Raw genomic sequence first — 12,250 nt, 5'->3', positions numbered from 1 at the left:
CCGCCCGCTCCGGCCTCCGGCCAGCTCCCGCTTTTCCGGCGTCCGCCCCCCGGCACGAACACGAAACCCGAACCCCCCGACCGACCCACATGCCCAAACGCACCGACCTCAAGAAGATCATGCTCATCGGCTCCGGGCCCATCGTCATCGGGCAGGCCTGCGAGTTCGACTACTCCGGCACCCAGGCCCTCAAGGCCCTGAAGGAAGAGGGCTACGAAGTGGTCCTGGTCAACTCCAACCCGGCGACGATCATGACCGATCCGGAGCTGGCCGACCGCACCTACATCGAGCCCATCGAGCCCGAGACCGTGGCGCGCATCATCGCCAAGGAGCGCCCCGACGCGCTGCTGCCCACCCTGGGCGGGCAGACGGCGCTGAACACGGCCCTGGCCGTGGCCGAAATGGGCGTGCTCGAAAAGTACGGGGTGGAGATGATCGGCGCCTCGCGCGAGGTCATCGAGAAGGCCGAGTCGCGCGAGCTGTTCCGCACGGCCATGGAGAACATCGGGCTCAAGGTGCCCGAGTCGCGCATCTGCCGCACCATGGCCGATGTGCGCGCCACCGCCGAGGTCATTCCGTTCCCGATCATCATCCGCCCGGCCTACACCATGGGCGGCACGGGCGGCGGCGTGGCCTACAACATGGAGGAGCTGGAAGCCATCGCGGCCACGGGCCTTGCGGCCAGCCGCTCCAGCGAGGTCATGCTCGAGCGCTCGGTGCTGGGCTGGAAGGAATTCGAGCTGGAGGTCATGCGCGACCGGGCCGACAACTGCGTGATCATCTGCTCCATCGAGAACCTGGACCCCATGGGCGTGCACACCGGCGACTCCATCACCGTGGCCCCGGCCCAGACGCTCACCGACGTGGAATACCAGGCCATGCGCGACGCGGCCCTGGCCATCATGCGCGAGATCGGCGTGGAGACCGGCGGGTCCAACGTGCAGTTTGCCGTGAACCCCGCCAACGGCGAAATGGTCGTCATCGAGATGAACCCGCGCGTGTCGCGCTCCTCGGCCCTGGCCTCCAAGGCCACGGGCTTCCCCATCGCCAAGATCGCCGCCAAGCTCGCCGTGGGCTACACCCTGGACGAGATTCCCAACGACATCACCCGCGAGACCATGGCCAGCTTCGAGCCGACCATCGACTACGTGGTGACCAAGATTCCGCGCATGACCTTCGAGAAGTTCCCCGGCACCGAGGACTACCTGACCACGGCCATGAAGAGCGTGGGCGAGGCCATGTCCATCGGGCGGACCTTCAAGGAGTCGCTGCAAAAGGGCCTGCGCTCCCTGGAGATCGGCATGCCCGGCCTGGGCCGGACCTTTGCCCGCGACACCTGCCCCGGGCGCGACGAGATCATGGCCCGGCTGCGCAAGCCCAACTCCAAGCGCATCTTCCACGTGCGCTACGCCATGCTCTGCGGGCTGACCGACGCCGAGATCCACGAGGCGACCATGATCGACCCGTGGTTCATCCGCCAGATCCGCGCCCTGGTGGAGGTGGAGGAGGAGTTGCGGGCCTTCCCGCTGTCCGGCTCTGTCTGCGCCTCGTCGTCCGCCTGCCGGGCGCTCATGCGCCGCGCCAAGGAGCACGGCTTCTCCGACCGCCAGCTCGCCGCCCTGTGGAAGAAGGACGAGCTGGACATCCGGCGCATCCGCCAGGCCATGGGCGTCCTGCCGACCTACTACCTGGTGGACACCTGCGCCGCCGAGTTCGATGCCTACACGCCCTACTACTACAGCACCTACGAGACCGGCAGCGAGAACACCGCCCGGCCCGGGCGCAAGGTGGTCATCCTCGGCGGCGGGCCCAACCGCATCGGCCAGGGCATCGAGTTCGACTACTGCTGCGTCCACGCCTCCTATGCCCTCAAGGAACTGGGCGTGACCTCCATCATGGTCAACTCCAACCCCGAGACGGTGTCCACCGACTACGACACCTCGGACCGCCTGTATTTCGAGCCCCTGACCCTCGAGGATGTGCTCAACATCATCGAGTTCGAGCAGCCCGAGGGCGTGGTGGTCCAGTTCGGCGGGCAGACCCCGCTGAACCTCGCCGTGCCGCTGCTGCGCGCCGGGGTGCGCATCCTGGGCACCTCGCCGGACTCCATCGATCGCGCCGAAGACCGCGAGCGCTTCCAGGCCCTGCTGCAAAAGCTCGGCCTGCGCCAGCCCGACAACGGCACGGCCATGAGCGTGGAGCAGGCCGTGGCTGCGGCTCAGACCATCGGCTACCCCGTGGTGGTGCGCCCGAGCTACGTGCTGGGCGGGCGGGCCATGGAGGTGGTCTACGGCGAGGAGGACCTGCGGGCCTATTTCCGCCACGAGGTCACCGTGGCCCCCGAGCACCCCATCCTCATCGACAAGTTCCTGGAAAACGCCATCGAGGTGGACGTGGACGCCCTGGCCGACGGGCACGACGTGTACGTCGCCGGGATCATGGAGCATATCGAGGAGGCGGGCATCCACTCCGGCGACTCGGCCTGCGTCATCCCGCCGCATACCCTGGGCGCGGCCACCGTGGCCGAGATCGAGCGCCAGACCGTGGCCCTGGCCCTGGAGCTGGGCGTGGTCGGGCTCATGAACATCCAGTTCGCCGTCAAGGACGGGGAGATCTTCATCCTGGAGGTCAACCCCCGGGCCTCGCGCACGGCGCCCTTCGTCTCCAAGGCCACGGGCGTGCCCCTGCCCAGGCTGGCCACCAAGGTCATGCTCGGCGCGCGCGTGCGCGACCTGGACCCCTGGTCCATGCGCCGGGGCGGGCACGTCTCCGTCAAGGAGTCGGTGTTCCCCTTCAACCGCTTCCCGGGGGTGGACGTGCTGCTCGGCCCGGAGATGAAGTCCACCGGCGAGGTCATGGGCGTGGACGCCACCTTCGGCAAGGCCTTCCTCAAGGCCCAGCTGGGAGCCGGGCAGCGGCTGCCCCTGTCCGGGCGGGTGTTCATCTCGGTCAACGACCGCGACAAGCCCGCCATGGCCGATGTGGCGCGCACCTTCCACGAGCTGGGCTTCACCGTGGTCGCCACGCGCGGCACGGGCGAGTTCCTGGCCGGGCGCGGCGTGCCCAGCGAGTTCGTCTTCAAGGTCTACGAGGGCCGCCCCAACATCGTGGACCGCATCAAGAACGGCGAGATCGACCTGGTCATCAACACCGCCTCGGGCAAGAAGACGGTGCATGACTCCTCGGCCATCCGCCAGACCACGCTGCTCTACAACGTGCCCTACACCACGACCCTGGCCGGGGCCAAGGCCATGGCCCAGGCCATCAAGGAAAGCCGCGAGGGCGGCACGGACGTGAAAAGCCTCCAGGAATACTACGCCTGAAGGCCGCGACAACCAGCAACACACCAGCCACCGGCAAGCACATGAAACGTGAATACTGCGGCCTGTTCGGCATCGCCAACCATCCCGAAGCCGCCCGGATGACCTATTTCGGCCTGTTCGCCCAGCAGCACCGCGGCCAGGAGAGCGCGGGCATCGTGACCTGGGACGGCGCGGGCATCCGCGAGCAGAAAGGCATGGGCCTGGTGGCCGAGGTCTTCAGCGAGCGCCACCTGTCCAAGGAGCTCAAGGGCGAGGTGGCCGTGGGCCATATCCGCTACTCCACCACCGGCGCCTCGCTGATCCGCAACGCCCAGCCGCTTCTGGTGCGCTTTGGCGACCAGCAGCTGGCCATCGCCCACAACGGCAACCTCGTCAACGCCCTGGAGCTGCGCGAGGAGCTGGAAAAGCACGGCACCATCTTCCAGACCACCATGGACTCCGAAGTCATCGTGCACCTCATCGCGCGCAACATGATGGTCGAGGGCATGCCCATCGAGGAGGCCGTGGGCGCGGCCTGCCGCACGGTGCGCGGCTCCTTCAGCCTGCTCATCCTGGCGGGCGACAAGCTCATCGCCCTCAAGGACCCCAGCGGCTTCCGGCCCCTGGCCCTGGGCCGGCTGGGCGACGCCTGCGTGCTGGCCAGCGAGACCTGCGCCTTCGACCTGCTGGAGGCCGAATACCTGCGGCCCGTGGCCCCGGGCGAGATGCTGGTCATCGACAGCCACGGCCAGCGCAGCCTGCGCTACGCCGAGAAGAACGGCACCAGCCAGTGCATCTTCGAGCTGATCTATTTCGCGCGGCCCGACTCCTACGTCTTCGGCCAGAACGTGTACCAGCGCCGCAAGGCCATGGGCATGGCCCTGGCCCGCGAGGCGCCGGTGGACGCCGATTTCGTCATGCCGTTCCCCGACTCGGGGGTCTACGCCTGCGTGGGCTACGCCCAGCAGTCCGGCCTGCCCTACGAGCACTGCATGATCCGCAACCACTACGTGGGCCGGACCTTCATCCAGCCCTCGCAGGACATGCGCGACTTCTCCACGCGCATGAAGCTCAACCCCGTGCGCAGCATGGTCGAGGGCAAGCGCATCGTGGTGGTCGAGGATTCCATCGTGCGCGGCACGACCATCCGCACCCGGGTCAAGAAGCTGCGCGAGCTGGGCGCGCGCGAGATCCATATGCGCGTGTCCTGCCCGGCCATCGTCTCCCCGTGCTTCTATGGCATCGACTTCTCCAGCAAGGGCGAGCTCATTGCCGCCAACCACTCGGTGGAAGACATCGCGCGCTACATCGGGCTGGACAGCCTGCACTACCTGTCCATCGAGGGCCTGCTGTCGTCGGTGGAGCACCCCGGGGACTTCTGCCTGGCCTGTTTCAACGGCCAGTATCCCGTGGAGCCCTGCGCGGGCACGGGCAAGATGTGCCTGGAAAAGGACCGGGCGCTCAGCTGGTAGGAGGGACGGCGGTGGGACCCAAGGCACTGGAGCGCGACTGGTTGGCCCTGGCCCGGGAGGTGCTCGACATCGAGGCCTGCGGGCTGGCGCGGGTGCGCGACGCCCTGGACGCGGACTTCGTGCGCGCCCTGGATCTGCTGGCCGGATGCACGGGCCGCGTGGTGGTCACGGGCATCGGCAAGTCCGGCCTTGTGGGCCGCAAGATCGCCGCAACCCTGTCCAGCACCGGCACGCCCGCCTTTTTCCTGCACCCCGTGGAAGGCGCCCACGGCGACCTGGGCATGCTGCGCCCCGAGGACGTGGCCCTGGCCATCTCCAACAGCGGGGAGACCGACGAGCTCAACGCCATCCTGCCGACCCTCAAGGCCAGCGGGGTGCGCATCATCGCCCTCACCGGGCAGCGCGAGTCCACCATGGGCCGCCTGGCCGACGTGGTCATCGACGCCGGGGTGCCCCGCGAGGCCTGCCCCCTGGGCCTGGCCCCCACGGCCAGCACCACCGCCGCCCTGGCCGTGGGCGACGCCCTGGCCGTGTGCCTCATCGAGTGGAACGCCTTCGACGCCGCCGCCTTCCGGCGCTGCCACCCCGGTGGGGCCCTGGGCCAGCGGCTGTCCATGCGCGTGGCCGAGCTGATGCACACCGGCGACGTGCCCGCCGTGGACCAGGGCGCCACCTGGGCCCAGGCCCTGGAGCGGCTGCACGAGGGCGGCCTGGGCGCCCTGGCCGTCACCGGCGAGGGCGGGCGGCTCACGGGCTTCGTGTCCGACGGCGACGTGCGGCGCATCCTCATGCGCGGCGGGGCCGAGCCCGGGGCGCCCGTGGCCGGGCTGATGACCCCCGACCCCGCGAGCATGACCCCCGAAGCCTCGGCGGCCCAGGTCCTGGACCTCATGGAAGCCAAGGCCATCACCGTGGTGCCCATCGTGGACGAGGCGCACCGGCTGGTGGGCATGGTCCACCTGCACGACCTGCTGGGCAAGGGCCTGCTCAGGTTCGCGGGGTGAGGCGGTGAGCATGGGCGCAACGGCGGTGCGGCACACGCACTGGGGCAGCCGGCCAGACCTGTGGGCCGGCGTCCTCATTTTCGGGACCACCCTGGCCCGGCTGGTCTTCGCGGCCTCGGGCCAGCTCGACCTCGTGCAGGACGAAGCCCAGTACTGGGACTGGTCGCGCACCTTCCAGTTCTCCTATTTCACCAAGGGCCCGCTCATCGCCTGGATCATCGGGGCCTGGACCTGGCTTCTGGGCGACACGGTCTTTGCCGTGCGCCTGGGGGCGGTGCTGGGCACGGCGCTGATGCAGGCCACGGTCTACCTCGGGCTGTCGCGGCTGTTCGGGCGCCCGCGCCTGGGGCTTTTGTGTCTGGTGGTGCTCAACACCTCGCTGCTCTTCATGGCCGCCGGGACGCTGATGACCACGGACAACCCGCTCATGGTCTGCTGGTGGGTGGCGCTGTTTTCGCTCTACGCCGCCGGGCGCGATCCCGGGGCGCGCTGGCCCTTCGTGGCCCTGGCGGCGGCCCTGGCCGTGGGCACCTGGGGCAAGTACATGATGCTGGCCTTCGCCGTCACCGCCGTGCTCTACGGCGTGCTGCTGCGGCGCAGGATGCTCGACGGGCCCCTGTTCTGGCGGCGGCTGTGGCCCGCCCTGGCTGTGGGCGCCGCCCTGGGCCTGGGGCCCATCCTGCTGTGGAACCTGGGCAACGATTTCGCCGGGTTCAAGCATGTGGCCCACCTGGGCGGGCTGGCGGGCACCCGCGCCGAGGCCTTCATCCGCTTCGATCGCTTCGCGGAGTATTACGCCAGCCAGTTCGGCCTGCTCATGCCCTGGTGGTTCGTGATGACCCTGGTGGGCGCCTGGGGCGCGCTGCGCTCCCTGGGCGGGGGCCGGGGCCGGGCCGTGCGCGCCGTGTCGTCCCTGGACTACGCCCAGCGCGCGCTGCTGGTGGCGGGGTTCTGGCCGGTGTGGGGTTTCTTCGCCCTGTGGTGCTTCCATACCAAGGTCCACCCCAACTGGTCCGCCGTGAGCTACGCCTCGGGGTTCATCCTGGCCGCCGTGGTGTGGGAGCAGGCCGTGCTGGCCCGGGGCTGGCGGCACTGGAAGGTCTGGGCCTGGCCAGCTGTGGGCGCGGTCATTTTCGCCCTGTGGCTGGTCCACGATCTGGTGCCCATGCCCTACCGCATGGAGCTGACGAACCCCATCACGGGCCGGGTGGCGACCATCGAGAATCCGGCCCTGCACCTCAAGGGCTGGGACGATATGGGTCAGGAGGTGGACCGCCTGCGGCGCACGCGCTTCGCCGACCCCGGGCGGGTCTTCCTGTTCGGCAACCACTACGACGTGACCGCCGAGCTGGCCTGGGTCGTGCCCGGGCACCAGCGCGCCTACTGCGTCAACGTGGGCCGCAGGCTGAACCAGTACGACCTGTGGCCCGGGCCCGAGGGGAAGACCGGCTGGGACGCCATCTACGTGCGCCAGAAGTTCAAGGGCGGCGTGGAGGCGGGGGTCGAGGAACTTTTTGATAAAACGGAGCAGATCCACTATCAGTCGATGCACCGGGACCGCCCGGCGCGCCAGTTCACCATCACCCTGTGCTACGGGTTCAAGGGCCGCTGGCCCCGCCCGGCCTCCTCGGGGTATTGATGTGGCCGATCCGCACGTCTGCCAGCGCTGCGCCCTGCTGGGCCCGACCTGCTGCTGCCTGGAACCCGGCAGCGAGCAGGGCTGTTTTCCGCTCTCGGAAACCGAGCGCGACCGGATTCTCGAGGCCCTGCCCGGCGAGGCCGGGGCCTTCGCCCGCGAGGCCAACGGCCCGGCCTTTGTGGCGAACATGAAGGCCCTGTTCCCCGGCGAGGAAGAGCTGGTGGCCCGGCTGTTCCCCGAGCGCGGCTTCCACATGCGTCTGGCCGTGGACGGGCGCGGGCGCTGCCGCCTGCTGGGACCCCGGGGCTGTGTTTTGCCGCGCGAGGCCAGGCCGCACTATTGCCGCCTGTTCCCGCTGTGGCCGGTGGGCCGCTCCATCCAGGTCTTCGCCGCCGAGCGCTGCCTGGCCTGGCGCGAGGGGCGCGGCATGCGGCGCCTGCTGGTCCTGTTGGACACCACGGAAAAAAGCGTCAGAGAACTCCATGGCCGGTTGCGGCTGGCCTGGGGCCTGCCCCCCGAGCGGGGCCTGCCCGGGGCCCAGCCGCCGACCCAGGCCGGAGAAAAACAATGAAGAAGTTCGCGATCATTCTTGGCATTCTGCTGGGCGGCGCCGTCGTGCTGGCCGCAGCCCTGGCGGGCGGCCTGTACTACTGGGCCTCCCTGGACCTGCCCGACTTCAAGCGCATTACCGACTATAATCCGCCGCTGGTGACCACGGTCCACGCCCGCGACGGGCGCGTGCTGGGCTATTTCTACAAGGAAAAGCGTTTCCTGGTGCCGCTGGCCGAGCTGCCGCCGCACGTCTCGCGCGTGTTCCTGGCCGCCGAGGACAGCGCCTTCTTCGAGCACGAGGGCGTGGATATGACGGCCATCCTGCGCGCCCACATACGCAACCTCCAGGCTGGGCATGTGGTCCAGGGCGGCAGCACCATCACCCAGCAGGTCATCAAGTCCCTGCTGCTGACCCCCGAGCAGAGCTACAAGCGCAAGATCCGCGAGGCAATCCTGGCCTACCGCTTGGAACGCTACCTGACCAAGGACGAGATCCTGACCATCTACCTGAACCACATCTTCTTTGGCGCCCGAGCCTACGGCATCGAGGCCGCAGCCAGGACGTACTTCGGCGTCCACGCCAAGGACCTGACCCTGGCCCAGGCGGCCATGCTGGCGGGCCTGCCCAAGGCGCCCTCGCGGTTCAACCCCTTCCGCAACGACGAGCGCGCCCGCGAGCGCCAGGTCTGGATTCTGGGCCGGATGCGCGAGCTGGGCTGGGCCAGCGCCGAGGAATACGAGGCGGCCATGGCCGAGGAGCTGGTCTTCTCCAGCATGGCGGACCCGTCCTGGACCCTGGGCGCCTATTACCTGGAGGAGGTCCGCCGCAGCCTCATCGAGACCTACGGCGAGGACCAGGTCTACAACTCGGGCATGCACGTCTACACGGCGGTGGACCTGGACCACCAGCGCGCCGCCGAGATCGCCCTGCGCAAGGGCCTGCGCGATTCGGCCAAGCGCCGGGGCTGGACCGGACCCAACCAGAACCTGCCCGAGCGGGAGTGGGAGGAATTCCTGGTCCGCACGGCGCGCGACCCCGGGGCCCTGGCCGCCGGGGACTGGGTCGAGGCCCTGGTGGTGGCCGTCCAGCGCGAGTCGGCCACGGTGCGTTTCGGCGCCCTGCGGGGCAGCATCGGCGTGAAGGACATGGCCTGGGCCCGCACGCCCAACCCGGCCCGCTCCACCGAGGAGGTGCCCCCCGTGGCCGACTGCACCACGGTGCTGCGCCCGGGCGACGTGGTCTGGGCTTCGGTGAAGGCCGTGCCCGCCGCCGGGGAAGGGCAGGAGCAGGACGCCGCCGCGCCCTGGCCCCTGGCCCTGGAGCGCGAGCCCGACGTGCAGGGGGCCCTGGTGTCCCTGGAGCCGGAAAACGGCGAGGTCCGCGCCCTGGTGGGCGGCTATTCCTTCGAGGCCAGCCAGTTCAACCGTGCCACCCAGGCCCGGCGCCAGCCCGGCTCGGCCTTCAAGCCCATCGTCTATTCCGCGGCGCTGGACGGCGGCCTGACCCCGTCCTCGGTGCTGCTCGACGCGCCCATCGTCTACACCGACGCCGCCACCGACCGCGTCTGGAAGCCCGAGAACTTCGAGGGCGTGTTCTACGGGCCGACCCTGCTGCGCACGGCGCTGGTCAAATCGCGCAACCTGGTGACCATCCGCGTGGCCCAGCGCATCGGCATCCGCCGGATCATCGAGCGCGCCAAGGCCCTGGGCCTGGAGGCCGAATTCCCCGAAGACCTGTCGGTCAGCCTGGGCTCGGCCCCGGTGAGCCCGCTGAACCTCGCCCAGGCCTACACGGCGCTTGCGCGCGGCGGGTCGTGGATCGAGCCGCGCTTCATCCTGCGCGTGGAAAGCGCCTGGGGCGAGGAGCTGTTCAAGTCCGAGCCCCGGGTCCACGAGGCCATCTCGCCGCAGACGGCCTACATCATCACCGCGCTGATGAAGGAGGTTGTCAACGACGGCACGGGCTGGCGCGCGCGCCAGCTGGGCCGCCCCGTGGCCGGCAAGACCGGCACCTCCAACGACGAGCAGGACGCCTGGTTCGTGGGCTTCACCCCGGGCCTGCTGTCGGTGGTCTGGGTCGGCTTCGACCAGGTCGCGCCCATGGGCAAGTACGAAACGGGCGCCCGCGCGGCCTCGCCCATCTGGGTGGACTACCGCATGGCCGTGGAGGCGGGCTACCCCGAGCGCGACTTCCCCCTGCCCCAGGGGGTGGTCATGGCGCGCATCGACCCCGCCTCGGGCCTGCTGGCCGCGCCCTATGCCGAGAAGACCTTCTTCCTGCCCTTCAAGGACGGCACCCAGCCCACGGAAACCGCCCAGGGCGACGAGTCCGGCGGGTCCGGCCCGTCGGCCACCACCCGTGGCGAGGACCTGCTCAAGCAGTAGCCGCCGCCCCTTCCGCGCCAGCAAGGCGCCGTGCCCCCTGCGGGCACGGCGCCTTTTTGCATGCCCCGGCCCGGCCCGGGCCCCGCCCTGGCCCACTCCGGCCCGGGGCGCGCGGCCATGGATGCCCGGGCCTGCGGCCCGGCCCGGACGGGTGGGGCAGGGCGCTGCGGGTGCGCGCGGCGCGATGCGTTTCGGCCAGCAAAACCGGGGGGTGCGCGGCGCCTGGGCGGAAAGTTCCGGGCAGAGTGAAAAAAAACCTAAAGTTCCCCCTGGTAAAGGCCGATAAGGCTGGCAAGTGGGTAGGGGCAACAGGCCGCGCGGAGTGGGGACTTTGGCGCCGGCGCCCCTTGGCAAGGAAGCCCTCAACTTTTCAAGGAGGAAAGGTTATGTCACTGGTCATAAACAACAACCTGATGGCGAAGAACGCCGCCCGCAACCTGTCCATCGCCTTTGGCGACCTGGGCGTTTCGACCCGGCGCCTGTCCTCGGGCCTGCGCGTGGACACCGCCGCCGACGACGCCGCCGGGCTGGCCATCCGCGAGCTGATGCGCGCCGACATCGCGTCCCTGAACCAGGGCGTGCGCAACGCCAACGACGCCATCTCGCTGATCCAGACCGCCGACGGCGCCCTGGGCGTCATCGACGAAAAGCTGATCCGCATGAAGGAGCTGGCCGAGCAGGCGGCCACGGGCACCTACAACTCCGACCAGCGCCTGATCATCGAGTCCGAGTATCAGGCCATGGCCTCGGAGATCACCCGAATCGCCAACTCCACGGATTTCAACGGCATCTACCTGCTCAACGGCAACCTCTCCGGCGCCGAGTCAACCCACGACGGGTCCGCCCTGACATCCACCGGCCCGCTGAAGATCCACTTCGGCTCCGGCAACGACAGCGCCGAGGACTACTACTACGTGAGCATCAACAGCTCCACCGCCTCGGCCCTGGGCGTGGGCAACAACTCGGGCGCGGGCGCGGGCTACACCATCTCCACCCAGTCCGCCGCGCAGAACGCCCTGGACGCCCTGAACGACGCCATCATTTCCAAGGACAACATCCGCGCCGCCCTGGGCGCCACCCAGAACCGCCTGCAGAACACCATCTCCAACCTGCAGATCCAGGCCGAGAACCTGCAGGCCTCGGAGTCGCGGATTTCCGACGTGGACGTGGCCCTGGAAATGACCGAGTTCGTGCGCCAGCAGATCAAGTCCCAGGCCGCCGTGGCCATGCTGGCCCAGGCCAACAGCCTGCCGCGCCTGGCCATGTCGCTGCTGGGGGGGTAGCCGAGGCGCCCGGGGCCGGCTAGCGGCCCCGCTCCGGGCGCTGCATCCCGCGCCCGGCGTGTTCGTCCCCACGGCCCGCTCCGGGCCGACTCCGCACAGTGGAAGCGGGGCCTCGCGGCCCCGCTTTTCCTTTGCCCGCCCCGGGCCTTCCCAAGGGGCCGCCTTTGGGGCATGGTCCCGGCATGAAAACCAGCTATGCCCTTGTTCCGCCGTATGTCACCAAGGACGGCTCGGTGATCCGCGAGCTGATGCATCCCGCCGTGCACGGCAACGCCGCCCAGAGCCTGGCCGAGGCCACGGTGGAGCCCGCCAGCGCCACGGCCCTGCACCGCCATCCCGCGACCGAGGAGCTCTACCACGTGCTCGAGGGCACGGGGGCCATGACTCTGGGCGGCGAGACGTTCGCCGTGGGTCCCGGCGACACGGTGTGCATCCCGCCGGGCACGGCCCACCGCATCGCCAACACGGGCCCCGGGCCGCTGCGCGTGCTGTGCTGCTGCGTCCCGGCCTACGCCCACGACGACACCGAGCTGTTGCCGGGCTGAGGCCCGGGTGCCGCGCGGGGCAACGCACACGGCCCCGGCCCCGGAATACCCGGGGCCGGGGCCGCTGT

The 12,250-nt window shown here is 69.8% G+C and carries 8 protein-coding genes; all 8 read left to right on the top strand.

The window, feature by feature from the left end; translation table 11 throughout:
• Positions 1 to 89 precede the first annotated feature (89 nt).
• The 8 genes from carB (at position 90) to G495_RS0110455 (ending at position 12,182) form a co-directional block, all read left to right on the top strand.
• Positions 90 to 3,323: a carbamoyl-phosphate synthase large subunit gene (gene carB, locus G495_RS0110490; protein ID WP_028587786.1), complete on the top strand. Its 3,234-nt coding sequence runs from the start codon at positions 90 to 92 to the stop codon at positions 3,321 to 3,323.
• A gap of 41 nt (positions 3,324 to 3,364) precedes the next feature.
• Positions 3,365 to 4,774, top strand: a complete 1,410-nt coding sequence (gene purF, locus G495_RS0110485) for an amidophosphoribosyltransferase (protein WP_028587785.1) — start codon at positions 3,365 to 3,367, stop codon at positions 4,772 to 4,774.
• An 11-nt stretch (positions 4,775 to 4,785) separates the two neighbouring features.
• Positions 4,786 to 5,778, top strand: coding sequence for a KpsF/GutQ family sugar-phosphate isomerase (locus G495_RS0110480; RefSeq protein WP_028587784.1), 993 nt, complete (start codon positions 4,786 to 4,788; stop codon positions 5,776 to 5,778).
• A 10-nt stretch (positions 5,779 to 5,788) separates the two neighbouring features.
• Positions 5,789 to 7,417: an ArnT family glycosyltransferase gene (locus tag G495_RS0110475; RefSeq protein WP_051445273.1), complete on the top strand. Its 1,629-nt coding sequence runs from the start codon at positions 5,789 to 5,791 to the stop codon at positions 7,415 to 7,417.
• A gap of 1 nt (position 7,418) precedes the next feature.
• Positions 7,419 to 7,988: a YkgJ family cysteine cluster protein gene (locus tag G495_RS0110470; RefSeq protein ID WP_035251753.1), complete on the top strand. Its 570-nt coding sequence runs from the start codon at positions 7,419 to 7,421 to the stop codon at positions 7,986 to 7,988.
• Complete coding sequence (locus G495_RS0110465) at positions 7,985 to 10,354, top strand: penicillin-binding protein 1A (protein ID WP_028587781.1); 2,370 nt, start codon at positions 7,985 to 7,987, stop codon at positions 10,352 to 10,354. Before G495_RS0110470 ends, G495_RS0110465 begins: the two co-directional genes overlap by 4 nt.
• A 386-nt stretch (positions 10,355 to 10,740) precedes the next feature.
• Complete coding sequence (locus tag G495_RS0110460; RefSeq protein ID WP_028587780.1) at positions 10,741 to 11,637, top strand: flagellin N-terminal helical domain-containing protein; 897 nt, start codon at positions 10,741 to 10,743, stop codon at positions 11,635 to 11,637.
• Between the two features lie 182 nt (positions 11,638 to 11,819).
• Complete coding sequence (locus G495_RS0110455) at positions 11,820 to 12,182, top strand: cupin domain-containing protein (protein WP_028587779.1); 363 nt, start codon at positions 11,820 to 11,822, stop codon at positions 12,180 to 12,182.
• Positions 12,183 to 12,250 lie beyond the last annotated feature (68 nt).

The sequence above is a fragment of the Desulfocurvus vexinensis DSM 17965 genome (assembly GCF_000519125.1).
GTDB classification, from domain to species: Bacteria; Desulfobacterota; Desulfovibrionia; order Desulfovibrionales; family Desulfovibrionaceae; genus Desulfocurvus; species Desulfocurvus vexinensis.
Note: the sequence above shows the minus strand (reverse complement) of the source record. Positions and strands in the feature narration are given on the sequence as shown.

What these genes read in the sequence shown, in the direction of transcription:
- carB (WP_028587786.1), top strand. Translation starts at nt 90, where the DNA reads ATGCCCAAACGCACCGACCTCAAGAAGATCATGCTCATCGGCTCCGGG.
- purF (WP_028587785.1), top strand. Translation starts at nt 3,365, where the DNA reads ATGAAACGTGAATACTGCGGCCTGTTCGGCATCGCCAACCATCCCGAA.
- G495_RS0110475 (WP_051445273.1), top strand. Translation starts at nt 5,789, where the DNA reads ATGGGCGCAACGGCGGTGCGGCACACGCACTGGGGCAGCCGGCCAGAC.
- G495_RS0110465 (WP_028587781.1), top strand. Translation starts at nt 7,985, where the DNA reads ATGAAGAAGTTCGCGATCATTCTTGGCATTCTGCTGGGCGGCGCCGTC.
- G495_RS0110460 (WP_028587780.1), top strand. Translation starts at nt 10,741, where the DNA reads ATGTCACTGGTCATAAACAACAACCTGATGGCGAAGAACGCCGCCCGC.
- G495_RS0110455 (WP_028587779.1), top strand. Translation starts at nt 11,820, where the DNA reads ATGAAAACCAGCTATGCCCTTGTTCCGCCGTATGTCACCAAGGACGGC.